24 protein-coding genes are annotated in these 24223 nt (G+C 65.8%); 11 read left to right on the top strand and 13 right to left on the bottom strand.

Annotation, left to right across the window (positions count from 1 at the left end):
• Window positions 1-26 precede the first annotated feature (26 nt).
• Window positions 27-617, top strand: a complete 591-nt coding sequence (locus ACM61V_RS04905; protein WP_137787906.1) for a TetR family transcriptional regulator — start codon at window positions 27-29, stop codon at window positions 615-617.
• A 1-nt stretch (window position 618) separates the two neighbouring features.
• The gene (gene obgE / locus ACM61V_RS04900) at window positions 619-1668 is read left to right on the top strand and encodes a GTPase ObgE (RefSeq protein WP_137787907.1); all 1050 of its coding nucleotides are present in this window, start codon (window positions 619-621) and stop codon (window positions 1666-1668) included.
• A 19-nt stretch (window positions 1669-1687) separates the two neighbouring features.
• Here obgE and ACM61V_RS04895 read toward each other — a convergent pair whose 3' ends face one another.
• The 7 genes from ACM61V_RS04895 to ACM61V_RS04865 all read right to left on the bottom strand — a co-directional run bounded on the left by ACM61V_RS04895 (window position 1688) and on the right by ACM61V_RS04865 (window position 10025).
• Entirely contained in the window at window positions 1688-2713 is a 1026-nt protein-coding gene (locus ACM61V_RS04895) for a choice-of-anchor A family protein (protein WP_137787908.1), read from the bottom strand.
• 77 nt (window positions 2714-2790) lie between these two features.
• Window positions 2791-4008, bottom strand: a complete 1218-nt coding sequence (locus ACM61V_RS04890) for a serine hydrolase domain-containing protein (protein WP_249341684.1) — start codon at window positions 4006-4008, stop codon at window positions 2791-2793.
• A gap of 14 nt (window positions 4009-4022) precedes the next feature.
• Complete coding sequence (locus tag ACM61V_RS04885; protein ID WP_137787962.1) at window positions 4023-5195, bottom strand: SAM-dependent methyltransferase; 1173 nt, start codon at window positions 5193-5195, stop codon at window positions 4023-4025.
• A 96-nt stretch (window positions 5196-5291) separates the two neighbouring features.
• The gene (locus tag ACM61V_RS04880) at window positions 5292-6647 is read right to left on the bottom strand and encodes a cryptochrome/photolyase family protein (RefSeq protein WP_137787909.1); all 1356 of its coding nucleotides are present in this window, start codon (window positions 6645-6647) and stop codon (window positions 5292-5294) included.
• Window positions 6648-6671: 24 nt separating this feature from the next.
• Window positions 6672-7094, bottom strand: coding sequence for a hypothetical protein (locus ACM61V_RS04875; protein ID WP_137787910.1), 423 nt, complete (start codon window positions 7092-7094; stop codon window positions 6672-6674).
• Window positions 7094-8128 carry a 2-oxoacid:ferredoxin oxidoreductase subunit beta gene (locus ACM61V_RS04870; RefSeq protein WP_137787911.1) on the bottom strand — a complete coding sequence of 345 codons (1035 nt, stop codon included), beginning with the start codon at window positions 8126-8128 and terminating at the stop codon, window positions 7094-7096. The genes ACM61V_RS04875 and ACM61V_RS04870 overlap by 1 nt, the downstream gene beginning before the upstream one ends.
• 28 nt (window positions 8129-8156) lie before the next feature.
• The gene (locus ACM61V_RS04865; RefSeq protein WP_137787912.1) at window positions 8157-10025 is read right to left on the bottom strand and encodes a 2-oxoacid:acceptor oxidoreductase subunit alpha; all 1869 of its coding nucleotides are present in this window, start codon (window positions 10023-10025) and stop codon (window positions 8157-8159) included.
• Between the two features lie 190 nt (window positions 10026-10215).
• On the opposite strand from ACM61V_RS04865, the gene ACM61V_RS04860 reads away from it, so the two are divergent.
• From ACM61V_RS04860 to ACM61V_RS04825, 8 genes are all read left to right on the top strand, one after another.
• Entirely contained in the window at window positions 10216-11232 is a 1017-nt protein-coding gene (locus ACM61V_RS04860) for an alpha/beta hydrolase (protein ID WP_137787913.1), read from the top strand.
• A 78-nt stretch (window positions 11233-11310) separates the two neighbouring features.
• Window positions 11311-11790, top strand: coding sequence for an RNA pyrophosphohydrolase (locus tag ACM61V_RS04855; RefSeq protein ID WP_137787914.1), 480 nt, complete (start codon window positions 11311-11313; stop codon window positions 11788-11790).
• Window positions 11791-11860: 70 nt separating this feature from the next.
• On the top strand, window positions 11861-12799 hold the full coding sequence (locus tag ACM61V_RS04850) for a DUF481 domain-containing protein (protein ID WP_137787915.1): 939 nt from the start codon (window positions 11861-11863) through the stop codon (window positions 12797-12799).
• 18 nt (window positions 12800-12817) lie between these two features.
• Window positions 12818-14017, top strand: coding sequence for a hydrolase (locus tag ACM61V_RS04845; RefSeq protein ID WP_171007649.1), 1200 nt, complete (start codon window positions 12818-12820; stop codon window positions 14015-14017).
• Entirely contained in the window at window positions 14014-15030 is a 1017-nt protein-coding gene (locus tag ACM61V_RS04840; protein WP_137787916.1) for an arginine N-succinyltransferase, read from the top strand. The genes ACM61V_RS04845 and ACM61V_RS04840 overlap by 4 nt, the downstream gene beginning before the upstream one ends.
• Window positions 15030-16286 carry an N-succinylarginine dihydrolase gene (locus tag ACM61V_RS04835; RefSeq protein WP_137787917.1) on the top strand — a complete coding sequence of 419 codons (1257 nt, stop codon included), beginning with the start codon at window positions 15030-15032 and terminating at the stop codon, window positions 16284-16286. The genes ACM61V_RS04840 and ACM61V_RS04835 overlap by 1 nt, the downstream gene beginning before the upstream one ends.
• A 60-nt stretch (window positions 16287-16346) precedes the next feature.
• Window positions 16347-16559, top strand: a complete 213-nt coding sequence (locus tag ACM61V_RS04830; RefSeq protein ID WP_137787918.1) for a hypothetical protein — start codon at window positions 16347-16349, stop codon at window positions 16557-16559.
• 81 nt (window positions 16560-16640) lie between these two features.
• Window positions 16641-18776: a TonB-dependent receptor gene (locus tag ACM61V_RS04825; protein WP_419713857.1), complete on the top strand. Its 2136-nt coding sequence runs from the start codon at window positions 16641-16643 to the stop codon at window positions 18774-18776.
• A 45-nt stretch (window positions 18777-18821) separates the two neighbouring features.
• Here the strand turns inward: ACM61V_RS04825 and ACM61V_RS04820 are convergent, their stop codons facing one another.
• From ACM61V_RS04820 to ACM61V_RS04805, 4 genes are read right to left on the bottom strand one after another with little or no spacing between them, the layout of a single operon-like run.
• Complete coding sequence (locus ACM61V_RS04820) at window positions 18822-19538, bottom strand: ribonuclease T2 family protein (protein WP_137787920.1); 717 nt, start codon at window positions 19536-19538, stop codon at window positions 18822-18824.
• The gene (locus ACM61V_RS04815) at window positions 19535-19963 is read right to left on the bottom strand and encodes a hypothetical protein (RefSeq protein WP_419713856.1); all 429 of its coding nucleotides are present in this window, start codon (window positions 19961-19963) and stop codon (window positions 19535-19537) included. The genes ACM61V_RS04820 and ACM61V_RS04815 overlap by 4 nt, the downstream gene beginning before the upstream one ends.
• Before the next feature lie 57 nt (window positions 19964-20020).
• On the bottom strand, window positions 20021-20866 hold the full coding sequence (gene nadC / locus ACM61V_RS04810) for a carboxylating nicotinate-nucleotide diphosphorylase (protein ID WP_137787922.1): 846 nt from the start codon (window positions 20864-20866) through the stop codon (window positions 20021-20023).
• The gene (locus ACM61V_RS04805) at window positions 20863-21351 is read right to left on the bottom strand and encodes an SH3 domain-containing protein (protein ID WP_137787923.1); all 489 of its coding nucleotides are present in this window, start codon (window positions 21349-21351) and stop codon (window positions 20863-20865) included. Before ACM61V_RS04805 ends, nadC begins: the two co-directional genes overlap by 4 nt.
• Before the next feature lie 96 nt (window positions 21352-21447).
• Here ACM61V_RS04805 and ACM61V_RS04800 point away from each other — a divergent pair, with 96 nt between their 5' ends.
• Window positions 21448-22446, top strand: a complete 999-nt coding sequence (locus ACM61V_RS04800; RefSeq protein ID WP_137787924.1) for a 2-hydroxyacid dehydrogenase — start codon at window positions 21448-21450, stop codon at window positions 22444-22446.
• Here the strand turns inward: ACM61V_RS04800 and ACM61V_RS04795 are convergent.
• Together ACM61V_RS04795 and ACM61V_RS04790 are read right to left on the bottom strand one after the other, a co-directional pair.
• Window positions 22443-22622, bottom strand: coding sequence for a hypothetical protein (locus tag ACM61V_RS04795; RefSeq protein WP_137787925.1), 180 nt, complete (start codon window positions 22620-22622; stop codon window positions 22443-22445). The two genes, ACM61V_RS04800 and ACM61V_RS04795, sit on opposite strands and share 4 nt — an antisense overlap.
• A gap of 133 nt (window positions 22623-22755) precedes the next feature.
• A complete protein-coding gene (locus ACM61V_RS04790; protein WP_137787926.1) occupies window positions 22756-24159 on the bottom strand; it encodes an NAD(P)H-dependent flavin oxidoreductase in 1404 nt (467 codons plus the stop codon).
• Window positions 24160-24223 lie beyond the last annotated feature (64 nt).

The raw sequence follows: 24223 nt of genomic DNA, 5'->3' as shown, positions 1-24223 counted from the left end.
TACTGTAAAGCGCCGACAGCCAGCGAATGTCCGTAACCCCCCTTTCCACCCGCCGGCGGCTGAGCCCGGAGGAATCGCGCGAAGCCGCGCTGGAGGCTGCGCGCGCTCTTCTGGTCGAGGTCGGGCCGCAGGCGGTTACGCTTAAGGCAGTGGCGGCGCGCATCGGGCGCACCCACGCCAATCTGCTGCACCATTTTGGTTCGGCCGACGGGTTGCAGAAGGCGCTTATCGCGCGAATGGCCGGCTTCATCACCGGCACGATCCGCGATGCCGTACTTCGCCAGCGGGAAACCGACCAGGAACCGGCTGAGATTGTCGATCTTGCCTTCGATGCATTCGATACGGGCGGCGCGGGTGCGCTGGCAAGCTGGATGATCCTCAACGGCAATGAGGATGCGCTCGACCCGATCTTCGAGGCGATCCACGATCTCGTCGATGATCTTGCCGTCGATCATCTGAAAGATGGACGGCCGCTACAGGACGAAACGCTGCAACTCGTTTTGATGGCGCTGGGCGATGCGCTGTTCGGTGCACCACTTACCCGTGCGCTTGGGCTGCCGCGCAACCGCGCGCGCCATCTCGCCCGCGCCATGCTTATTCAGGACCGGATCAACTGACGTGCATTTTCTAGACCAAGCCAAGATTTTCGCCCGTTCTGGTGCCGGTGGGCCTGGCGCGGTCAGCTTCCGGCGCGAAAAGTTCATCGAATATGGCGGCCCTGATGGCGGCAACGGTGGCAAGGGCGGCGACATCGTGTTCGAGGCGGTCGCAGGGCTGAACACGCTGATCGATTTCCGTTACACGCAGCATTTCCGGGCCCCGCGCGGCAATGGCGGAGCGGGGTCGAACCGCACTGGTGCGGGCGGCGACGATCTGGTCATCAAGGTTCCGGTCGGAACGCAGATTCTCGCTGACGACGAAGAACGCACCCTGCTTCTCGATATGGTGAAAGTCGGCCAGCGCGAAATATTCCTGCGCGGCGGCGATGGCGGGCGCGGCAACGCCAGTTACAAGACCTCTACCAATCGCGCCCCGCGCCAGCATGGCACGGGCTGGCCTTCGGAGGAGGCGTGGGTTTGGCTTCGGCTGAAGCTGCTGGCCGATGCCGGGCTGGTCGGGCTACCCAATGCGGGCAAGTCGACCTTCATTAACGCGGTCACCAATGCTCAGGCGAAAGTGGGCGCCTACGCCTTTACCACCACGCGACCGCAACTGGGCGTGGTGCGTCATCGGGCACGCGAATTCGTGATCGCCGACATTCCAGGCCTGATCGAGGGCGCGGCGGAAGGCGCGGGGGTCGGCGATCGTTTCCTTGGCCATATCGAACGATGTCGTGTGCTGCTGCATCTGGTCGATGCCAACGATCCGGACGTGGCGGAAAGCTATCGCATCGTTCGTGACGAACTCATCGCTTATGGCGCCGGGCTGGACGAGAAGCCGGTGGTGGTCGCGCTCAACAAGATCGACACGCTTGATGACGAGTTGGTCGCGGCGCTTTCGGCCGAGCTTGAAACGGCAAGCGGCGCGCCGGTGATCCCCATTTCCGGCGCGAGCGGGGTGGGGGTCGACTGGGCGCTAGATCAACTGATGGAACAAATCGGCCCCGAGGCAGGCGCCGTCAGCGAGGACGACGAGGGCGAGGACGCGATCGAATGGTCGCCTGTGTGATCCGGCGCGCGCTTGGTTCTTAGGCGGCGGCGCGGCGCGCCTGACCGCCACGGCGACGCAACGCCCCGGCGATGCCGCCGAAGCCCAGGATCATCAGCGCCCATGTGGCCGGCTCGGGCACGCTGACGGTCGGGGGAGTGAAGCCGCCGTTATACGTGGCGAGGTGGATTTCGCCGTTCTGCACCAGGCTGCTGAATACTGCCGAGCCCTGGATGTAATTGCCAATCGTGCCCGCTGCATGCGGCGCCAACACCGATCCGCCCCACGCTGTCGTCAGGTTCAGCGTAGCCGCATCGGCGAAGTTCCAGATCACCTTCTGGCCAAGGTTCTGGGTGCCGCCAAGGAAATTGTCGTTCAACAGGACGTTCGAGCCGATCACGTTCACGATCGCGGTGCTCGCCCCATTCAGATTGAACTGGATTTCGCCGAACGAACTGAAATCCGCTGCCGTCAGTGTGAAAACCGCGACGCCGTTGCCCCCGGGCGCCGCATTGAACGTGGCGCGGTTGCTGGCGATCGAGATCAGGCTGTTGGACGTAAGACCGGCATAGGCGGACGACAGATCGGACAGGCTGTTGATAAGCGCTGCCTTTTGATCCGTAAGCGCGGACGTGAATCCCGGCACCGCCGCTTGCCCTGAAAGCACCGTATTGCCGTTGATATTGGTATTCTGGATCGTGCCGCCGACCTTAACCGTCTGGAGCGGGCCGTTGAGGTTGAAACCGCTCACCACATTGCCGCCGACGATCGCGCCGGCGCCATTGTTGAGGTTTTTCGTACCTCCGGTGACGTTACCGACCACCGTAAGCCCCGGCCAGCCATAGCTGGACGCGGCTGGCGTCTTGATCTGGTAGTTCGAGGAATTGCCGGAAAGATTGCCACCGACGAAGGTACGCCCCTCCACTTCCGAACTGGATGAGAGATCGCCGAACACGATCAAATTCCACTCCTTGAGCGCATCGACACCAACGACGGTGGCCGCAGTTGCTGGGAGCGGCAGCGCGGCGATCGCGCAAAGAAGGGCGAATCGGAATGCGGTTTTCATGGCCGCATCCGATAACCCTTTCAGCAATCAGCGTCATCAGCCCGGAAACGGCAGCCCGTGCCATGATGGCACAACAGTCAGCGTCGCCGCGGCGTGCGCACCAGCGGGCCCTGCGAAGCGGCGAAAAGACGTTCTACAAACGCCAGCCGCCGCCGCGACAGCTCCTGGTCCGTCGCCTTCGGCCATGCGCTGACGATCGCGATCACCGTCTTGCTCGCAGGATCGACGGTGATGCTCTGCCCAAAAATGCCGACCCCACCAAAGCGCTGTTTCGGATAGGTCCACCATTGATAGCCATAGCCGAACCCGGCGCCGGCACCGGTTTCTGCCTGCGCGCGCGTGGCCTGAGCGAACCAGCCGGGGGCGACGATGCCGTGGCCGCCCTCCAGCGCCAATTGGCCCATGCGCGCATAGTCACGCAGTGAGACGGACAGGCAGCAGCCCGCGACCTCGTGCCCGCTCGGGTCGGTCATCCAGAACGCGTCCTGCTCCATGCCGTAACGCTGCCACACGCGCTCGCTTAGGTAAGTCGCGAGCGGCTTCTTCACCGCATTGCCCACGAGCACGCCGATCAGATTGGTTTCACCGGTCTTGTAGACCCATTTGCTGTCGGGCGCGGAGTCTCGCGGAAGGGTGCGCATGTAGGCGACGGTCGCGTCCATCCCCGGCGGGACGGGAATCGAGAACATTCGCGCCACATCGGATGCCGGATCGGTATAATCCTCGTTCCATTTCACCCCCGACGTCATCGTCAGAAGTTGCGCGATCGTCACCCCGTCATACGCGCTGCCGGCAAGATCCGGGATGTATCTGGTCACCGGCTCGTCGACCGACTTGATGAAGCCATCCCGGATCGCCGCGCCCACCAGCGTCGATGTGAAGGACTTTGCGACCGAGAAGCTCGTCCACCGTCCCTCGCGGGTCAGCCCACGGGCATAGCGTTCGAGCCGCACGGCGCCCTGCTGAACCACGATCAGCCCGGCGACATTCTGCGCCGCCATGAAAGCGTCAACATCCGCTGCCGATATCGGCAGCGGCGGACCAGGCGGCAACGCCAGCACCTTTTTTCCTGCTTTCACCACGTGGCCGGGGAACATCTTCTCCATGTGCGGGAAATTCCCGTCGCGCTGCGCCTGTGACCAGAACAGGATTTCCGCGCCGATTTGTTGCAGATGCGCGCGGTTCTGATCGGTGATGGCTACACCACCGTCTACCGGGGCGGTGGCCTGTGGCGCGCTCTGTGCTGTAGCCCCGCCGGCCAGCGCCAGCATCGCGATCAGTCCCGTCCAACGCATTCCCTGCTCCTCGATTATCTTTTGATAAGCGTAACCTGCGCGACGTCGATTCCACCACCGCGAAAGCCGCCTTCGCAGTACATCAGATAATAGCGCCAGAGGTCGATGAATTTCTCGTCGAAGCGCCGCGGCAGCCGCCCGTCCGCCACCGCGGCATCGAAACGCAGGCGCCACAGCCGCAGGGTTTCTGCATAATCGAGCCCAAAGCCTGTGCGATCATGCCATGCCAGCCCTCGCGCCTCGGCCAGCGCGCCAAAACGGCTCTCCGAAATCAGCATCCCGCCGGGGAAGATATGCCGCTGGATGAAGTCAACGTTGCGGGCATATCCTTCCCAGATATCGTCCGCGATCGAGATAAGCTGGATCGCGGCGCGCCCGCCCGGCTTCAGCACACGCGCGATCGTGGCGAGGTAGTCCGGCCAGTATCGCTCCCCCACCGCCTCGACCATCTCGATGCTCGCGACCGCGTCATAGCTGCCGGCGACGTCGCGATAATCAGTGAGCGAGACGGAGACGGGAAGCCCCGCCGCGCGGCGCTCGACCACCGCCTTCTGCTCCGCCGACAGGGTGATCGCATGGACGTGCACGCCACGCTCCGCGGCCGCGAGCGCGAACGATCCCCAGCCGCAGCCGATCTCCAGTATCGTATCTCCCGCCCTGGCGGCCGTACGCGCAAGGATCGCGGCGAGCTTGCGGTGCTGCGCCTGTTCCAGCGTGTCGCCGGGAGTGAAGATCGCGCTGGAATAGGTGAGCGTCGGATCGAGCCATTCGCTGTAGAAATCATTCCCCAGATCGTAATGCGCCGCGATGTTGCGCCGCGCGCCGGCGCGATCGTTGCGACGAAGCGCGTGGATCACACGGCGGGCGATCCGTGCGCCGTTCTTGGCGCGCGCGACATTCCCCAGCGTAACCCGGTTGCGCATGAACAGATCGAACAGCGGCACCGGGTCGGGGCTGGACCAGTCGCCCGCCGCCCAACCTTCATACCAGCCGATCGATCCGCCGAGGATCAGCCGCCCCAGCGCATGCCAGCGATGGACCGTAACGATCGCCAGCGGCCCGTCCGCCCGCCCGCCGAGCAGTCGTCGCGTGCCATCCGGCAACACCGCCTCGATCGCGCCTACCGCAAGCCCGGCATCGATCCGGTCCAGAACGATGTGGAAGAGCGGCGCGGCAAGGCGCGCCATGCGGCCCCCCTCGCGCCGCGCTTCGCTGTCTGCCCCTCGATTCACGCGCGCGCCTTTGGCATATCGGGCGGCGCGGGCGATAGCGTAAAAGTGGGGTCAGCGGAGCATGGAATAGGCCGCGAGTGCGCGCTCGCGCGCCGCGCGATGCTCGATGATCTTGGCGGGATAATCGTCCGGCCGGCAACCGGCCGAATCGGGATCGTGGATCGCCGCGTCGGGCAGGTCCGCCAGTTCCGGCACCCAGCGGCGGATATAGGCCGCCGCATCGAATTTCTCCGATTGCACCAGCGGCGCCATGATCCGCACGAACATGTTGGAATCCACCCCCGTCCCGGCGATCCATTGCCAGTTTACCGCATTGCTTCCGTAATCGGCATCGACCAGGCAATCCCAGAACCAGCGCTCGCCCGCGCGCCAATCAATCAGCAGATGCTTGATGAGGAACGAGGCGGCGATCATCCGCACGCGATTATGCATCCAGCCGGTCGCCCACAATTCGCGCATTCCGGCATCGACGATCGGATATCCGGTTCGGCCCCGCTGCCAGGCGGCGAGATCCGCGCGCGACTGTCGCCACGGGAATTTGTCGAACACCTCGCGCCCGTTGCGCAGCGCATAATAGGGCAGCGCGCGGACCACTCCGGCGGCGAAATCGCGCCATGCCAGTTCACGGCGAAACGCCGCGAGGCCCTCGCCGCGGCCCGGCAACGCGTGCCACACCTGCCGTGGCGATATCTCCCCGAAATGCAGATGGGCGGACAGGCGCGACGTGCCCTCGATCGATGGCATGTCGCGGGCGGGATGATAGGTTGCGACCCGATCGGCGAAATCATCCAGCGCCGCCGCAGCCCCGGCCTCGCCCGGGGTCCATACGGTAAACCCTCCGGCCCAGTCCGGCTTGGTCGGCAACAGTTTCCATGAAGCAAGCGTGTCGCTTGCGGGCCACCGCGCAGGCGCCGCTATCGTCGCCGGCGGCGGCAGCGGTTCGGGCGGCGGCAGGAAGCGCCCCAGCGCCTTGTAGAATGCGCCGAACACGCGAAACTGGCCGCCCGATCCGGTCGTGACGTCTTCTATCGGCGCGAGATGATTGCCGTCGTAAAGCGACAGGACATCGCCCAGCTTTTCTTCGGCGCGCCGCCACCACGGCTCCTGATGCCGGATCGCGTGAATATGATCCGCGCCGGTTTCCTCTCGCAAGCTGGCCAGCACCTCGGCCACCGGCCCGCGCCGGAGGACCAGCCGACTGCCGCGCTCTCGCAGCGCAGCGTCGAGCGCCGCAAGGCTGTGGTGTAGCCACCAGCGCTGCGCCGCGCCGATCCGCCAGCGCCCCGGCCCCTCGTCATCGAGGATATAGACCGGGACGACCGCGCCATCGTGCGTGGCCGCAACCAGCGCCGGGTGATCCGACAGGCGCAGATCCTGACGGAACCACAGGATCGAGGGCTCGGCCATTGCCTGGTCGGGGCGCGATCGGGATCAGCGCTTCGGCTTGGTGGCCGGCGTACGCTGCTGCTGCGGGGCGGATACGGCAAGCTGCGCCAGCACCGCGCGATCGGCCGGAGACAGCGCCCGCATCTGTTCGTTGGCCACCTCCGCCGCCTCGCGCTGGAGCGCCGACGCCGCTTCCGCCCGCACGCTGTTTGCTGCGATGAAACCCTCGGCATCCACCGGGCGCTTGTCCAGCGCGGCGCGGATGTTGTTCTGCGCCGCCTGCCCGCGCTCCGCGATCGAACGCAGCGCGGCTCCATGTTTCTTCTCGGTATCGATCATCGTGTTGATGCCGGCCTGAGACATGCCGCGCGATGCGAGCGCCAGACGCGTGCGCTGCTCCGGCGTCGCCTGAGGAGCTGCGGCCGGCGCCGCCGCCTGCAGTGTGGCGGCTAGGATAAACGTCAGCATCATTCGGCCCTCGGCTGTTTGTCGACCATCCAGGTCTGACCCTTGGACAGCAATTTCTGGAGATCGGGTTTCTTGCCTTCGCTCGCCTTGCGATTCTGCTCGACGACCGCGCTCTCGAAGGTCGGCGCGGGATCGTCAAAGATGACGCCGAGCGCGACCGGGAAAGCCCCCGCCGGCATTTCCACCAGCATGTGCGCCAGCCCGCGATTGGTCTGATCGTGGACGATGACCCCGGCGCCCTGCCAGTCGCCGTCGGTCACTTCCACCACCTTGAGCACGAGCCGATCGGTGTCCATCACCAGTCCCTTGGTGCCGTTGTCGTACAACAGCGGCTTGCCATGCTCGACCCAGAGCTGGTTTGGCGCGGCATTGGGCTTGGCGGTGAACGGCGCGAATACATCGTCGTTATAAACGATGCAGTTCTGGAATATCTCCACGAAGCCGGTGCCTTTGTGGGCATAGGCGGCCTTCAGCACCGTCGGCAGGCTCTTGTGCACGTCTATTCCGCGCCCGACGAAGCGCGCGCCAGCGCCGAGCGCGAAGGCGCACGGGTTGGCGGGACGATCGACCGAACCGAACGGCGTGGAGGGCGATTGCGTGCCGACGCGGCTGGTGGGCGAATATTGCCCCTTGGTCAGCCCGTAGATCTCATTGTTGAACAGCAGCACCTGGCAATCGAGGTTGCGGCGGATCAGGTGCATCGTGTGGTTGCCGCCGATCGACAGCGCATCGCCGTCGCCGGTGATGATCCACACGTCGAGTTCGGGATTGGCGAGCTTCACCCCGGTCGCCACCGCCGGCGCGCGGCCGTGGATCGTGTGGAAGCCGTATGTTTCCATGTAATAGGGAAAGCGCGAGGAGCAGCCGATGCCGCTGACGAACACGGTATTCTCCGGCCGCGCGCCGATCTCCGGCATGGTGCGCTGCACCGCCTTGAGGATCGCGTAATCGCCGCAGCCCGGGCACCAGCGAACTTCCTGATCCGTCTCCCAATCCTTGGGCGACGATTTGGCGATGGTGGTCATCTCGTTCATTGCTTGAATCCCTGGATACCGTCCGCGCTCACGCCAGCGCCTGCTCGATCGCCGCCTCGATCTCGGCGATGCGGAAGGGTTGGCCGGATACCTTGTTGAGCGGCTTCGCATCGACCAGGAACTGATCGCGCAGCACCGTCTTGAGTTGCCCGGTGTTCATCTCCGGCACCAGGATCCGCTCATAGCTCCTGAGCAGCGACCCCAGGTTCGCGGGCATCGGCCAGATGTGGCGCAGGTGAATGTGGCTCACGTCCAGCGCCCGGCGACGCGCGCGGCGCACCGCCTGGTGGATCGGGCCGAAGGTGCTGCCCCAGCCGACCACCGCGAGCCTGCCGCTCGTTTCGCCGGCCTCGACCGTCTGGTCGGGCACCTTGATCGACGCCACCTTATTACGGCGCGCGTCGGTCATGAGCTGATGATTGGCGGGCGAGTAATCGATGTTGCCGGTTCCGGCCGCCTTCTCGATCCCGCCGATCCGGTGCAGCAGGCCCGGCGTGCCCGGCTTCACCCACGGACGCGCGCCGTTGCCGTCCCGCGCATAGGGCAGGAAGCCGCCGTCGGGCGCTTCGCGCAGGAACGATACCGGGAATGGCGCCAGCGCGCTGGTGTCCGGCACCTTCCATGGCTCGGCGGCGTTGGCGATATAGCCGTCGGTCAGCAGCATCACCGGCGTCATGTATTGCGTCGCGATCCGCACCGCCTCGATCGCGACCTCGAAGCAATCGGCGGCGGACCGCGCGGAGATCACCGGCATCGGCGCATCGCCGTTGCGGCCATAGACCGCCTGGTACAGATCCGATTGCTCGGTCTTGGTCGGCAGGCCGGTCGAGGGGCCGCCGCGCTGCGAATTGACGATGACGAGCGGAAGCTCGGTCATGATCGCAAGCCCGATCGCCTCGGTCTTCAACGCGATGCCCGGGCCGGACGACGAGGTAACGCCGAGCTGCCCCGCATAGGACGCGCCGATCGCACTGGCGATCGCGGCGATCTCGTCCTCCGCCTGGAAGGTGGTGACGCCGAACTCCTTGAGGCGCGACAGGTGGTGCAGGATCGCCGACGCGGGCGTGATCGGATAGCCGCCGAAGAACATCGGCACGTCGGCAAGCTGTGATCCGGCGACGAGCCCCAGGCTGATCGATTCGGCCCCAGTGATCGTGCGATACAGCCCCGGTTCGGCAGGCGCGGCCGGCACGTGATGCTGCCTCATCGGGCCCGCAATTTCCGCCGTCTCGCCATAAGCGTGGCCGGCATTGAGGGCGGCGATGTTCGCTTCGGCCAGCGTCGGCGCCTTGGCAAACTTCGCCTTCAGCCAGTCGATCAGCGGCGCGCGATCACGATCGAACATCCACAGCGCCAGCCCGAGCGTCCACATGTTCTTGCAGCGCAGCGCCTCCTTGTTGCCAAGGCCGAACGGCTTCACCGCGTCGAGCGTCAACTGCGAGATGTTGAGCTTCATCAGCTGCCATCGCGCAAGGCTCTCGTCTTCCAGCGGGTTCGCGTCGTATTTCGCCTTGGCGAGGTTGCGATCGTTGAACTCGCCCTCGTCGGCGATGATGAGCCCGCCGCGCTTCAGCGCCTCGACATTGGTTTTCAGCGCCGCCGGGTTCATCGCGACCAGCACGTCCAGTTCGTCGCCCGCCGTCTCCACCTCGGTCGAGCCGAAGTTGATCTGGAAGGCGGATACGCCGAACAGCGTGCCGAGCGGCGCGCGGATCTCCGCCGGGAAATCGGGGAAGGTGGCCAGATCGTTGCCCGCGAGCGCGGTGGACAGGGTGAACTGCCCCCCGGTGAGCTGCATGCCATCGCCCGAATCGCCCGCGAAACGGACGACGATGGATTCGGCGGGTGGATTTGCGGATGCTTCCTGCGGGGTCACTTCGTGGGCGGCGGTCGCCATGCGGCAGTTTCCTGTGGCACTCGGTTATCGTGCGGGGGCCTTACGCCCTCATCTCTCCATGATCCAACCTAGAATGATATGGAGGCGTGACAAGCCGCACTATCACGAAAGGTGGCGCGAAAGGTGGACGCGGCGGCCGCGATACGGCAAACCTGGTTGCAAAAGCGAACCGAAGAGGAGAGTTGACGCGATGACCGACACGCTGATCGATCGCCCTGCCGCCGGTACCGATGCCGGCCCCTATGTGCGCCCCGACGTGCGCGCCTTCCTCGATTACCTCAACAACGTGCCCGGCCCCAAGATGCAGGAGCAGCAGCCGGCGGAGGCGCGCGCCGTCTATCACGCCATGAAGGACATCGCCGATCCGCCCGTCGGCGAGCTTGCCGTCATCAAGGATCTCGAGATTCCCGGCCCGGCCGGCACGATCAGGGCGCGGCTGTTCGACCCACGCGCCACGCGCGCGCGCGGTCCGGTCGTTCTGTTCTATCACGGCGGCGGCTTCGTGATCGGCGATATCGAGACGCATGCCAGCTTCACCGCGGAGATGGCGCGCCAGCTTGATCTGCCGGTCGTCTCGGTCGATTATCGCCTTGCGCCCGAGGCGAAATGGCCAGCGGCACCAGACGATTGCGAGGCGGCGGCGCGCTGGGTGGCGAGCAATCCGGCCGAACTGGGCCGGACGGCGACCGGGCTTGTCCTGTCCGGCGACAGCGCGGGTGGCAACCTGACGATCGTCGTGGCGATGACACTGCGCGACGATCCGGCCGCCGTTCCCGTGATCGTGCAGGCACCGATGTATCCCGCCGCGGACATGACCCGGGAATATCCCTCGTTCAACGAATATGCCGAAGGCTTCCTGCTGACGCGCGACGGGATGATCTGGTTCGGCGAACATTACGCCGCCGATCCGCTGCATGTGAAGGGCTCGCCGCTGGCGGGCGATCTCGCCGGGCTGCCGCCTGCGGTGATCGTCACCGCCAGCCTCGATCCGATCCGCGATCAGGGGCGCGCCTATGCCGCCGCGCTGATCCAGGTGGGCGTGCCGGTCACGTTCCGAGAGGCGAAAGGCAATATCCACGGCTTTATCACGCTGCGTCAGGCGATCCCGTCCAGCCAGGGCGATGTCGCCGGTTATCTCTCGGCGGTGAAGGAGGCGATCGTCGAGGCGGAAGGCGCCAGGGTGATGAGGCAGGCGGCGGGCGGCTGACGGCGTTCGCCGCTTCGGGCTTGTCAGCACCGACGGGGAAGGTGCAGGGCGCTGCGATCTCCAGCATGGATGCCGCTCATGACCGACCCCGCCACGCTTCCCTATCGCCCGTGCGCGGGCGCGATGATGATGAACCGCGACGGGCTGGTGTTCGTCGGCCAGCGGATCGATACCACGCTCGAGGCATGGCAGATGCCGCAGGGGGGTATCGATCCCGGCGAGGATGCGCGCACCGCCGCGATCCGCGAACTGGGCGAAGAAACCGGCGTCGCGCCCGGGCATCTCGAATTCGTCGCGGAAGCGCCTGAAGAGCTTACCTATGATCTGCCAGCCGAGCTGATCGGCAAGGTATGGAAGGGGCGCTATCGTGGCCAGCGGCAGCGCTGGTTCCTGTTCCGCTTCACCGGCAGCGACGACCTTATCGACATCGGGACCGCCCATCCCGAATTCCGCGCATGGCGCTGGGCGGCGCCCTCCGAACTCCCCGACATCATCGTGCCGTTCAAACGCAAACTCTACGAAGAGGTGCTCGCCGCTTTCTCCGATCATCTCGGCTGAGCACCGCTGCGTCGACGGCGGGCCGTGGCGAGGCTGCAAAATCGCCGCAAACAGGTTTAGAGTCCGCGGGATGCGCGCGCTTCTTCTCACTTTCCCGCTGCTGCTGGCCAACACCGCGATCGCCGGTGTCGATCATCCCCCCGCGGACGATAATCCACAGGCGGAGGGGGAAGTCGTGATACCCGCGCCGATCCGCGCGATGCTGGATGCCGCGATCGCCGCCGGCAACGACGCTGAAGTCGCGACGATCGTCAAATATGCCCGCACCGCCGATCCGGCGAGCGGCGATGCGGTCGCGAAGGTAGCAGCGGCGTGGCGTGACGAGCGCGCACGGGCGCACGACACGCGCGTGCGCGAAGCCGGCCTGTTCGATCTGTGGCGCGGTCGGGCAGAGCTTGGCGGCTATCTCACCACCGGCAACAGCGAGACAGTCGGCGCGACCGGCGTGCTCGATCTGACGCGCGAGGGCATCCAGTGGCGCAACAAGGTGCGTCTGCAGGCGGATTACCAGCGCAGCCTGGGGATCACGACGCGCGAGCATTATCTCGCGAGCTACGAGCCGAACTACAAGATCGATTCGCGCCGCTACATCTATGGCGCGGCTCAGTTCGAGGCGGATCGCTTCCTGGGTTATACGCAGCGTTATTCCTCGTCGGTCGGCGCCGGCTACAGCGCGATCCAGACGCCGGCGGTGAAGCTCGATCTGGAGCTGGGGCCTGCCTATCGCTACACCGCGTTCACTGATCAGACCGCGCAGAGCAGCCTCGCCGCGCGTGGCAGCATGGATTTCCGCTGGAAGTTCGCGCCGGGGCTGAAGCTCACGCAGGTCGCGTCCGCCTACCTTCAGCAATATAATTCCACCGTCAGCGGCACCACTGCCGTCGCCGCGCGGCTGCTCGGGCCGCTCTCGGCGCAGCTTTCCTATGTCGTGCAATATGAAAGCATGCCGCCCGCCGGGCGACGCACCACCGATACGACGAGCAGGGCCTCACTGGTCTATACGTTCTGACCGCGCTAACACTCGCGGATGAAGCAATTGTCGGTTGACGAGAGGATAGCGATCGAGCGGGCCACCGCTTCGCCGATGCTGGCGCGGGTGCGGCAATGGTCGGCGGTGAACAGCGGCACCGGCAATCTCGGCGGGCTGGCGACCGTCGCGGATATGCTGGCGGATGCCTTCTCCGCGCTTCCCGGTGAGGTGCGGCTGATCGATCCCGCCGCCGCCGAGCGCATTACCCCGGCGGGCATCGTAGAGCCGATCGAGCATGGCCGTCATCTGCATCTGGCGGTACGCCCCGATGCGCCGATCCGGCTGCTGCTCACGGGCCATATGGACACCGTCTATCCAGCCGACCACCCGTTTCAGGCGCTCATCGATCGCGCGGATGGCACGATCAACGGTCCGGGGGTGGCCGATATGAAGGGTGGCCTCGCGGTGATGCTCGCCGCCCTCGAGGGCATCGAAGCGGCCGGGAGCCCGATCGGCTATGACGTGCTCATCAATTCCGATGAGGAAACCGGCTCCTTTTCTTCGGCGGCGCTGATCGCCGAACTGGCGCAGGGCAAAGAAGCCGCCCTCACCTATGAACCCGCGCTGCCCGACGGCACGCTCGCGGGCGCGCGCGGCGGCACGGGCAATTTCTCGATCGTCGTGCGCGGGCGCGCCGCCCATGCCGGGCGCAATCCCGATGACGGGCGCAATGCGATTGTCGCGGCAGCGGATATCGCGCTGCGCCTCGCCGCCGCGCGATCCCCCCGCCTCGCGGTGAACCCCGCGCGGATCGATGGCGGCGGCCCGAACAATGTCGTGCCCGATCTCGCCGTGCTGCGGGTCAACTTCCGCCCTGGCGACCTCGCCGAAATTGTCCGCGTCGGCGCTCACATCGAGGTAACCGTGGCAGAAGTGGCCGCCGCGCGCGACGTGCATATCGAGGTGCACGGCGGGTTCAACCGGCCACCCAAGCCGATCGACGCTGGCGCCGCGCGGCTTTTCGATCTGGTGCGCGACGCCGGCGCCGATCTCGGGCTGAACATCGGCTGGCGCGCGACGGGCGGGGTATGCGACGGCAACAATATCGCTGCCTGTGGCGTGCCGGTCGTCGATACGATGGGGGTACGCGGGGGCGCGATCCATTCGGGGGAGGAATTTCTGATCGTGGACAGTCTGGCCGAGCGCGCGGCGCTCTCCGCCATCACCATGCTGCGCATCGCGGGGGGACGGCTGTGAGCTTCGTCGTCCGCGCCGCGCGCGACGAGGATCTCGCGCATCTCTATGAGATGGCCAAGCTCACCGGCGGCGGCTTCACCAATTTGCCGCCCGATCGCCCTGCACTCAAGGCGAAGCTTGACCGCAGCCACGCCGCATTCTCCCAGACGAGCGACGCGAATGGCGACGAACTGTTCGTGCTGATCCTGGAAAACGTGGAAACCGGCGAGGTGCGCGGCACCTGCCAGCTTTTCACCCACGTCGGCCAACGACACCCCTTCTACAGCTACCGTCTTAGCACCATGACGCAGAACAGCGAGAAGCTGGGGCGCACCTTCCGTGCGGAGATGCTGTCGCTCACCACCGATCTCGAAGGATCGAGCGAGGTCGGCGGGCTGTTCCTCCACCCCGGCGAACGCGCGGGCGGCCTGGGGATGCTGCTCGCCCGCAGCCGCTATCTGTTCATCAGGATGCACCGCCAGCGGTTCGCCGATCGTATCCTGGCGGAATTGCGCGGGATCATCGATGAGGCGGGCGGATCGCCGTTCTGGGATGGGCTGGCCGGGCGCTTCTTCGGCATGAACTTCCAGGATGCGGATCACTACAATGCGATCCACGGCCATCAGTTCATCGCCGATCTGATGCCCAAGCACCCGATCTACACCGCGATGCTATCGGAAAGCGCGCGCGCCGCGATCGGCCTGCCGCATCCGTCCGGCCGCGCGGCGATGCGCATGCTGGAGAACGAAGGCTTCGCGTTCGAAAGCTATGTCGACATCTTCGATGGTGGCCCGACGATGACAGCGCGCACGGATAATGTGCGCTCGATCCGCGACGCGCGCGATGCACCGGTCGTGGCGATAGACCGCGAGGGCGGAACGCAGGCGCTGATCGCGCATGGCAAGCTGGCGAACTTCCGCTGCACGCTCGGCGAGGTGCGCGAGGTGAGTGACACCGTCGTTATAAGCAGCGAGAGCGCGAACGCGATCCACGCGCAGGAAGACAGCATCGTCACCTATATGGCGCGGGCGTGATGCGGGAGATAAACTTCGACGGCATAGTCGGACCGAGCCACAATTATGCCGGACTCAGCCCCGGCAATCTCGCCGCGACGCGCAACGCCGGCAATGTCGCCCACCCGCGCGCGGCGGCGTTGCAGGGTATCGCCAAGATGCGCGCCAATCTTGCGCTGGGGCTGGCGCAGGGCATCCTGCTTCCGCATCCGCGCCCGGATCATCGCTGGCTGGCGGCGCTGGCCACCAATTACGCCGACGCCGCACCGCATTTGCAGGCGCGCGCGCTGTCCGCCTCGGCGATGTGGGCGGCCAATGCCGCCACCGTTTCTCCCTCGGCCGATACGCGGGATGGGCGCTGCCACCTCACCGTCGCGAATCTGATGACCATGCCGCATCGCAGCCATGAATGGCCTGCGACGCTGGCGCAGCTGCGCATCGCCTTCGCGAACCCAGCCTTCGCGGTGCACGGCCCGGTGCCCGCGCCTTTCGGCGACGAGGGCGCGGCGAACCACATGCGCTTGTGCGCCAGCCATGGCGCGCCCGGCATCGAGATATTCGTCTATGGCGAAGCGGGCGGCCGCTTCCCGGCGCGTCAGCATCGCGAAGCGAGCGAGGCGATCGCGCGGGCGCATGGTCTCGACCCGGCCCGCACGATCTTCGTCGAACAATCCCCCGCCGCGATCGCCGCCGGCGCGTTTCATAATGACGTGGTGGCAGTCGCCAATGAGCGTACCCTGTTCGCGCATGAGGAGGCGTTTGCGGACAAGGATGGCTTTTACGAACGACTTCGCGCGCTGATGCCCGAGGTGGAGATCGTCGAGGTGCCGGCCGATCGCGTCAGCCTTGCGGATGCGATCCAATCCTATCTGTTCAACGCCCAGCTGGCTTCTCCGGCATCAGGGCAACAAACGCTGATCGTCCCTGGCGAGACGCGGGAAAACGCGCGCGTGTGGCGATGGTTGTCTGAGCATATCGCGGGCAACGGGCCGATTCGTGCGGCGCAGGTGGTCGACGTGCGCGAATCGATGGCCAACGGCGGCGGCCCTGCCTGCCTGCGGCTGCGCGTCGTCGCCGATCCCGCGACTGTCGATCCCCGCTTCATGGTCGATAGCGCAAAACTCGATCAGCTCGCGGGCGTCATCGAGGCGCATTGGCCCGAGGCGATTGCCGTTGAAGCGATCGGCGATCCCGCGCTGATCCGCCGGATCGAGGGCGCCCGCCGCGCGCTGCTGGAGGCGCTCGATCTCGTCGGATTAATTGACAGTCAACCATAAGCGGCCACCCACGAAGCCCGGAAATCTGCGACTGGCCCGATCTTTGCGTGTTGTACGCGCATGTGGTCGCGTATCGCTCGCCTGTTCGTCATCAAGACGAAGTTCGACGCCTTTCTCGTGATTTACGCGCTTGGCGCGGGCGCGATAGAGCGAGGGTTTCATTACGTGCATCAGTTTCCGGGCTATGGTGGCTGGCTGCTGTTCGCAGCCTCGCCGGTCGCCGTGTTCATGGCCGGCGCGCGAATCCTGGAATCCGTCGAGCGCGATCCCTGACGCTGCCGGCCGGGACGAACCGAACGCGTGAGACGATAAATCGAAATTGATATGATGTAACATTCCGTATAGCTCCGCCTCATGATACGAACAAACAACGTCGCCCTCGGCTCTTTGGCCGGTGTCATCGCTGCGCTTGCCGCCAGCCCAGCCCTCGCCGACAGCACATCCGCACCTGCGCAAGACGTCACCGCGCATGACGTGATCGTTTCTGCGCCGGTCGCGCGCAGCGAAATGGATGTTCTGCAAGGCACTTCCGTCCTGTCGGGCGACCATCTCGCCCGCGAACTGCGCCAGACGATCGGGGAAACGCTGGCGCGGCTGCCGGGCGTGTCGGCAACGTCATTCGGCCCCAGCGCCTCGCGCCCGATCCTGCGAGGCTTTCAGGGCGATCGCATCCGCGTGCTGACCGACGGGATCGGCTCGGTCGACGTATCGAACACCTCTGTCGATCATGCTGTGGTGATCGATCCGCTGCTGGCCGACCGGGTCGAGGTGCTGCGCGGGCCTGCTGCACTGCTCTATGGATCGTCGGCGGTCGGCGGCGTCGTCAACGTGATCGATTCTCGTATCCCGCGCGCGGTGCCGGAGAACGGTTACCGCCTCAATGCGATCGGCGGCTATGGCAGCGCGGCGAGCGAGCGTTCGGCTGGCGCGGCCGGCGATGTGGCGGTGACGAACAACCTGGTGATTCATGCCGACGGCTCGTATCTGAAGGCCGACGACCTGCGCGTCGGGGGCTATGTCCTGTCGCCAACCGCGCGCGCGGCGGCGCTGGCCGCCGCTCAGGCAGCGCCGGAAGACCCGGTCGATTTCGCCGCGTCCGCGCGTTTCAAGGGGCGCTTGCCGAATACGGCTGCGGAAACCTGGACGGCCGGTCTGGGCGCCGCGCTTATCACCGATCGCGGCTCGCTGGGCGTATCATACAGCCATTATGACAGTCTGTATGGCGTGCCGGTCCGCTATGCCACCCAGCCCGGTCAGGAGCAGGAGGCGCCGCGCCTCTCGGTCGTCCAGAACCGGTTCGACCTGCGCGGCGAGATCAAGACCGGCGGCGGCTTCCTCGATCGCATCCGCGCGCGCGTCGCCTACGCGAGCTACCGGCATTTCGAGCTGCAAGAGGATGGCGCGGTCGGCACCGCATTCTACAATAAGGGACTCGAAGGCCGCGTCGAGTTCCTCCAGGCCGATCGCGGCGGCTGGAGCGGGGCGAGCGGCGCGCAATATTTCAGCCGGCAGTTCAACGTCGTTGGCGACGAAGCCTTCCTGCCGCGCAACAATACCGAGCAGACCGGCCTCTTCACGCTCCAGCAATATGAGGATGGCGCGTTCAAGGCGGAGGGCGGCCTGCGCTACGAACATACGAACCTTGCTGCACAAACCCCGCTGGACGACGCCCGCTTCTTTCGCGGCGGGCGCAGCTTCGATACGTTCTCGGGCTCGCTTGGCGCATCCTATGCGATCGCAACCGGCATGCGCATCGGCCTGAACGCCTCGCGCACCGAGCGCGCGCCATCGGCCGAAGAGCTTTTCGCCAACGGCGGCCACGCCGGCACGCAGGCATATGAGCTCGGCAATCCGAACTTCAGGACAGAAAAGTCGTGGGGACTCGAGGCGACCTTCCACGCCCATGGCGACGGATTCAGCCTGGATGCATCGGCGTATTACAACTGGTTCGACGATTACATCTACGAGAACCAGACGGCGCAGGCGGTATGTGAAGCCGCGGCCGCACCATCCGGTCGCGGCGTCGATTTTCCTTGCTTCCAATATAGCCAGGCGAAGGCCCGGTATTACGGGTTCGAGATCGACGCGTCGAAGCGACTAGCGACGATTGGCGGCCATACGATCAACGCGGATATCCTCGGCGATTATGTCCGCGCGACGGTGGTGGACGTCAGCCATGTGCCGCGCATCCCACCGTTGCGTGTGCTCGGCGGGCTGGAAGCGCAGGGCGACCGCACCAGCGCGCGAGTCGAGCTCGAGCATGTGTTCCGCCAGAATCGCGTCGCCGATTTCGAAACGACCACCGCGCCCTACACGATGGTCAACGCCTCTTTCTCGTTCAAGCCGTTCCCGGGTAACGGCAAGACCAGCATAACGATCGCGGCTAACAATATCTTCGATGTGGATGCGCGCCGCGCGGCCAGCGTGCTGAAGGATTTTGCGCCGCTTGCGGGGCGGGATATCCGCGCGACTCTTCGGATCGGCATCTGATCGGCCTTCCGGTTCCCGCCAACGCGGCAGGAGCCGGAAGCAGCCTCAGCGTGGTCCGCGCCAGATCCGCAGCCGTGCTTCGGGCGAGAGGCCGCCCTGATGCGCGGGGCACGTCGCGAAGGCGAACTTTTTGTCGACGCACAGCCAGATTTCGTCGAGCCAGCCCTCGCGGTTCGCGGTGACGCGCATCATTTCCGCGCGCATCCCCGGATTGACGCGCGCGAAGGCGGCGGCGAACTGCCCTGCGGTAAGCGGGCGCCGCGACAGCGCGTTCATGTCCGGATATCGCAGCCGGTCATACATGCCGGTCGAGCGCCGGAAATAGCTCGCCGGGGTTTCGCCCGGCATGCACGTGCCGTGTTTCGCCCATTCGTGCTGGAGCAATTGTGCGGACGGTGTTGCGCACAGGTTCGCCGTGATCACCGCGCGCGGCAGGATATCGGTGGCGGCACAATATTGCGGCCATTCCTTGCCCTCGCCGTCGGGCCACAAGCCGTGCAGTACGAAGCCGAAGCGGTTCGCCCCGCACTGCATCCGCGCCTTGGGATCGTGCACCCGCGTGCGACAATATTGCGGGGACCAGCTTATCGAGAGGGTGTAGCCGCCCGTCGGTAACAGGCGCTGCGGCTCGCGCTCGTTGGGCAGGTCGGGGTGCGGGGCGGTGATGTCGCCCGGCACCGCGCAACGATAGGCCTGCGCCGCGGCGGCGCCCGGAAGCGCGACAGCGGCTGCAACAGCCAGCAACGCGTGGTTACGAATCATGCCGCATCATCTCCGTTGATCGTTTCGCCGAACCATAATCTGGCGTCCGGCCTGAACAGCAGCGCCGCCGCCGCGATGTAAAGCGCGGATACGACAATACCGAGGAGCACCGCGAACAGTGGCCCCCCCTTCAACAGCGTGAAAACATTGCCGGCGATGCCCAGCACCGAAAGCGCCGCGAACACCACGACCACCCACTTCGCGGCGAGGCTGGGGCTGCGTGCGGTGAAATACCACAGGGTCAGCGAGATCACGATGCCCACCGCGAGTGATGCCGGCGCCAGCCATTGCAGGTTCGCCAGCGCCGGGCTTGCCGAAAGTTGCGCCGTCCTGCCCTTCCAGTTGACCGCGGAGGCGGCCAGGCCGAGCACGAAAGAGGCAAGATACAATTGCTCGTACCGGAGGATCGATGGTGGACGGCGCATGATTGTTCCCCTTTTTCGCGGCGGAGGTTAGCGGCGGCAATCCCCCGCGCAAGCCATTCACGCCAGTGCGAAATCCAGCCCGATGTCCGCCGCCGGGGCCGATTGGGTGATCCGCCCGACACTGACATAGGTGACGCCGGTTTCCGCGATCGCGCGGATCGTCTCCAGCGTGACGCCGCCTGACGCTTCCACCGGCACGCGGCCGCCGATGAGCGTCACCGCGCCGCGCAGCATCGGCGGTGCCATATTATCCAGCAACAGATAGGTGGCACCAGCCGCGAGGGCCGGCTCGATCTGATCGATCCGATCGACCTCCACGATGATCTCCGCGATCGCCGCCGCCCTGGCGCGCGCCACCGCTTCGGCCACGCCGCCAGCCACCGCGACGTGATTATCCTTGATCATCGCCGCATCCCACAGGCCCATGCGGTGGTTCTTCGCGCCGCCCATGCGCGTCGCATATTTTTCCAGCCGCCTTAGGCCCGGGATCGTCTTGCGCGTGTCTAGCAGGGTCGCGCCGGTGCCGGCAATGCGGTCGACATAGGCGCGCGTCAGCGTCGCTATTCCCGAAAGATGCTGCGCGGTGTTGAGCGCCGAGCGCTCCGCCGTGAGCATCGCGCGGGCGGCGCCCGCCAGCCGCATCAGCGGCGTGCCGCGCGCCACCTTCGTGCCATCGGCCACCAGCAACTCGATCGTGACCCCCGGATCGAGCGTGCGGAAGAAGGCCGCGGCGATTTCCAGCCCGGCGACGGTGATCGCATCGCGCGTGGCCATCACCGCGCGAAAACGCGCCTCGGCCGGGATCACCGCATCGGAGGTGACATCGCCGTCGTGGCCCAGATCCTCCGCCAGTGTCGCGCGGACGAACGCATCGAGATCGAAGCCGTCGAGCGCGAAGGTCACGGCAACGTCTCCTCGGGCGATACCCCCCACAGATGCCCGGTCTCGACGAAGCCCGCGCGTCCGGTCACGTCGAAGCGACACCAGCCGCCGCCGCACTGGCTGATGCGCCCCACGACGCCCGGCTCGGCCCGCCACACCACCTTTGCGCCAGCCGCCGGCTTCTCGCGCAGATCGGCGACCTCGCCTTGCACCAGCGCAGTTCGACGCTGGCTGACCATCTTGCCCTGCATCCAGCCCTGCACGCCCGCCGGATCCTCCACCTTGCGCCAGTCCTGGAAGCTATCCACGACCCGCACCGGCAGATCCGCGCGCACATAGAGCCATGTGGCGGGATAGGTGCGCCCCGGCCCGCTCCGCATCCGCGCACGTGACGGCGCGAGCGACGCGAAATACGGCCCCTTCTTCGGCGGATCGGCCGCGATCGCCTCGCCCGCGATCAGCACACCCGCCATCATCATGGCCAAGAACACCATCGGCGCCCGCATCTCATTCCCCTTTTGCCGAAGCGATCCGACCTTTCACGCTTCGCTCGATCGATCAATCCCGTTGACGACAGCCAAGCCGTTCGCCAAGCCCCTTTCATGGTCGAAACGCGTCGCTGCGCCAATCCGAAGGTGATCGTTACCCGCGAGCTGCCGGACGCGGTAATGGATCGGCTGGAGGCGCTGTTCGACACCGCCAACAATCGCAGCGATCGCGCGATGACCCGCGCGCAACTGGCCACAGCAATGGCCGACTGCGACGTGCTGGTGCCGACGATGACCGACACGATCGATGCCGATCTGATCGCGGGCGCGGGTGAGCGGCTCAAGCTGATCGCGAATTTCGGCGCGGGCGTGAACCATATCGATCTGAAGGCAGCGCGCGCGCGCGGCATCATCGTCACCAACACTCCCGGCGTGCTGACCGAGGACACCGCCGACATGACGCTGGCACTGATTCTCTCGGTGCCCCGCCGGCTGGCGGAAGGCGAGAAGCTGGTGCGATCCGGCCAGTGGACGGGCTGGAGCCCCGGCGGAATGCTCGGCCACCGCATCGGCGGCAAGGCGCTGGGCATCGTCGGCATGGGGCGGATCGGCCAGGCGGTGGCGCGGCGCGCCCGCGCCTTCGGCCTCTCGATCCACTATCATAACCGTCACCGCTTGCCGAAGGTGGTGGAGGCCGAATTCGGCGCGCAATGGCACCCCAATCTCGATGAGATGCTCGGCGCGATCGATGTTCTGACGATCCACACGCCGCTCAACGACGACAGCCGCGATCTGCTCGACGCACGCCGCATCGCGCTGATGCAGCCGCACGTCTATCTCATCAATACCAGTCGCGGCGGCGTGGTGGATGAGGATGCGATGGTCGCGGCGCTGGAACAGGGCCTGCTTGCCGGCGCCGGGCTGGACGTGTGGCGACACGAGCCGGAGATCGATCCGCGCCTGCTCGCCCTGTCCAATGTCGTGATGACCCCGCACATGGGTTCGGCCACCTATGAGGGGCGCGCGGCGACCGGTGAGAAGGTAATCGCGAATATACGCATGTGGGCGGATGGTCACCGCCCGCCCGATCAGGTGCTGGAGGGCTGGGCCTAAGCCGCCGCCGCCCGGTTCTCGCCATTCATCGCGGCGACGAAGCGACGGCAATGCAGCCGGCAGAGCTCGTCATGGCTGGCCGAGGCGTCGGCGCTTGGCGTGCGAATGGCGTGAACCGCCTCCTGATAGGCGCGGCGGCTGTGATAGGTGCGATCCGGGCTCAGGTGCGGGCTCATCTCGAATTTCCTTTCGATGACCCCTCGGTGCATAGTTGCCGATTGCTGCACCAGCATGTCCGCGCTGTTACGTTGCGGAACAATCTCCCTCGGCGTGGCCGCAGATCCTGCAGCTCCGCCGCATGTGAGAAACTCAATCCCCCGTCAGGATGCGATCGACGAGTTGCTTCACCGTCGGCACGAAACCGTTCGAATAGAACGGGTCACGCCTGAAATTGAACGCGGCGTGGCCGGCGAACATCAGATTCTGCTCGGTATCGCCGCCGTGCGCGATCTCCTGCAACGTCTTCTGGATGCAGAAACTGCGCGGATCGGCCAGGCGCCCGGTGGAATTGGTGTCTGTATCGGCCCAGCTCGAGAACAGGCACTGGCTGAGGCAGCCCATACAATCGGCCTGATCCTTGCGGATCTCGGTTTTCTCGCCCGGCGTCACGAAGACGAGCGTATTGTCCGGCGTCTTCAGCGCGTCGGTGAAGCCAGCGCCGAACCATTCGCGTGCGCGCAGCAGATCGTTGCGCGTCACCCAGAAATTCCTGCCCTTCACGCCAACGTCGAGCTGGAAGACGTGATCCCCGGCTTCCTGCGTGGAAAAGGCGATCTGCCGGTCGGAGCGCGCCTCGAGGTGGCGCAGGAACGGATTGCGCACGGCGGACGAATAGAAGCCGGTCGGGGAAAAGCGATGCAGGAGGACATCGCCCTCCTCGATCGTCATCAGCCGTTCCTTCCAGCCTTCCGGGATCGGGCTTTCCTTGGTCAACAGCGGGCGCGTGCCATATTGAAAGGCGATCTGGCCTAGCTCGGGATTGTCGATCCAGTCACTCCAGTCGCGCAGATACCAGACGCCGCCGGCCATCACGATCGGCGTCGAATCCGGGATGCCGCCCTCGCGCATCGTTTCGCGCAGCGCCTTCACACGGGGATAGGGATCTTCCGGCTTCAGCGGATCTTCGGCGTTCGACAGACCGTTGTGCCCGCCGGCGAGCCACGGATCCTCGTACACCACCGCACCCAGGAGATGCGCGACCTTTGAATAGGCGCGCTTCCACAATGCGCGAAAGGCACGCGCGGAGGAGACGATCGGCAGATAATTCACATCGTACGACGCCGCGATCTCACTCAGCTTGTACGGCATGCCCGCGCCGCAGGTGACGCCCGCCACCATGCCGCGCGTCCGTTCGAGCACACCGGTCAGCACGCGTTGCGCGCCGCCCATTTCCCATAATACGTTGATGTTGATCGCGCCCTTGCCGCCGGCGATCTCGAACGCGCGGCGCACCTGCTGCACGGCGCCTTCCACGGCATAAGCGATCAGTTCCTCGTGCCGCTCGCGCCGGGTGAGCGCCTTGTAGACCTGCGGAATGATCTTTCCCTCAGGATCATAGCTGTCGGCGTTGACGGCCGAGACGGTGCCGATGCCGCCGGCCGCCGCCCACGCGCCGGCCGAAGCGTGATTGGTTGCCGCAACGCCTTTTCCGCCCTCGACGAGCGGCCACACCTCGCGGCCGTTGTAGACGATCGGCTTCAGACCCTTGAACACGGCTATTCGACACCTTTCGGACGTATTTTCATTCGCTATAACGCAAGAGCGCGGGGATGCGAGT

The organism is Sphingomonas sp. TX0543 (assembly GCF_048565505.1).
In the GTDB taxonomy this organism is placed as follows: Bacteria; Pseudomonadota; Alphaproteobacteria; order Sphingomonadales; family Sphingomonadaceae; genus Sphingomonas.
Note: the sequence above shows the minus strand (reverse complement) of the source record. Positions and strands in the feature narration are given on the sequence as shown.

Bases quoted from the DNA above. Each gene is read 5' to 3' on its own strand.
- ACM61V_RS04905 (WP_137787906.1), top strand. From the start codon at position 27: ATGTCCGTAACCCCCCTTTCCACCCGCCGGCGGCTGAGCCCGGAGGAA.
- ACM61V_RS04895 (WP_137787908.1), bottom strand. From the start codon at position 2,713: ATGAAAACCGCATTCCGATTCGCCCTTCTTTGCGCGATCGCCGCGCTG.
- ACM61V_RS04890 (WP_249341684.1), bottom strand. From the start codon at position 4,008: ATGCGTTGGACGGGACTGATCGCGATGCTGGCGCTGGCCGGCGGGGCT.
- ACM61V_RS04885 (WP_137787962.1), bottom strand. From the start codon at position 5,195: ATGGCGCGCCTTGCCGCGCCGCTCTTCCACATCGTTCTGGACCGGATC.
- ACM61V_RS04880 (WP_137787909.1), bottom strand. From the start codon at position 6,647: ATGGCCGAGCCCTCGATCCTGTGGTTCCGTCAGGATCTGCGCCTGTCG.
- ACM61V_RS04875 (WP_137787910.1), bottom strand. From the start codon at position 7,094: ATGCTGACGTTTATCCTAGCCGCCACACTGCAGGCGGCGGCGCCGGCC.
- ACM61V_RS04870 (WP_137787911.1), bottom strand. From the start codon at position 8,128: ATGAACGAGATGACCACCATCGCCAAATCGTCGCCCAAGGATTGGGAG.
- ACM61V_RS04865 (WP_137787912.1), bottom strand. From the start codon at position 10,025: ATGGCGACCGCCGCCCACGAAGTGACCCCGCAGGAAGCATCCGCAAAT.
- ACM61V_RS04860 (WP_137787913.1), top strand. From the start codon at position 10,216: ATGACCGACACGCTGATCGATCGCCCTGCCGCCGGTACCGATGCCGGC.
- ACM61V_RS04855 (WP_137787914.1), top strand. From the start codon at position 11,311: ATGACCGACCCCGCCACGCTTCCCTATCGCCCGTGCGCGGGCGCGATG.
- ACM61V_RS04850 (WP_137787915.1), top strand. From the start codon at position 11,861: ATGCGCGCGCTTCTTCTCACTTTCCCGCTGCTGCTGGCCAACACCGCG.
- ACM61V_RS04845 (WP_171007649.1), top strand. From the start codon at position 12,818: ATGAAGCAATTGTCGGTTGACGAGAGGATAGCGATCGAGCGGGCCACC.
- ACM61V_RS04835 (WP_137787917.1), top strand. From the start codon at position 15,030: ATGCGGGAGATAAACTTCGACGGCATAGTCGGACCGAGCCACAATTAT.
- ACM61V_RS04830 (WP_137787918.1), top strand. From the start codon at position 16,347: ATGTGGTCGCGTATCGCTCGCCTGTTCGTCATCAAGACGAAGTTCGAC.
- ACM61V_RS04825 (WP_419713857.1), top strand. From the start codon at position 16,641: ATGATACGAACAAACAACGTCGCCCTCGGCTCTTTGGCCGGTGTCATC.
- ACM61V_RS04820 (WP_137787920.1), bottom strand. From the start codon at position 19,538: ATGATTCGTAACCACGCGTTGCTGGCTGTTGCAGCCGCTGTCGCGCTT.
- ACM61V_RS04815 (WP_419713856.1), bottom strand. From the start codon at position 19,963: ATGCGCCGTCCACCATCGATCCTCCGGTACGAGCAATTGTATCTTGCC.
- ACM61V_RS04805 (WP_137787923.1), bottom strand. From the start codon at position 21,351: ATGCGGGCGCCGATGGTGTTCTTGGCCATGATGATGGCGGGTGTGCTG.
- ACM61V_RS04800 (WP_137787924.1), top strand. From the start codon at position 21,448: ATGGTCGAAACGCGTCGCTGCGCCAATCCGAAGGTGATCGTTACCCGC.
- ACM61V_RS04795 (WP_137787925.1), bottom strand. From the start codon at position 22,622: ATGAGCCCGCACCTGAGCCCGGATCGCACCTATCACAGCCGCCGCGCC.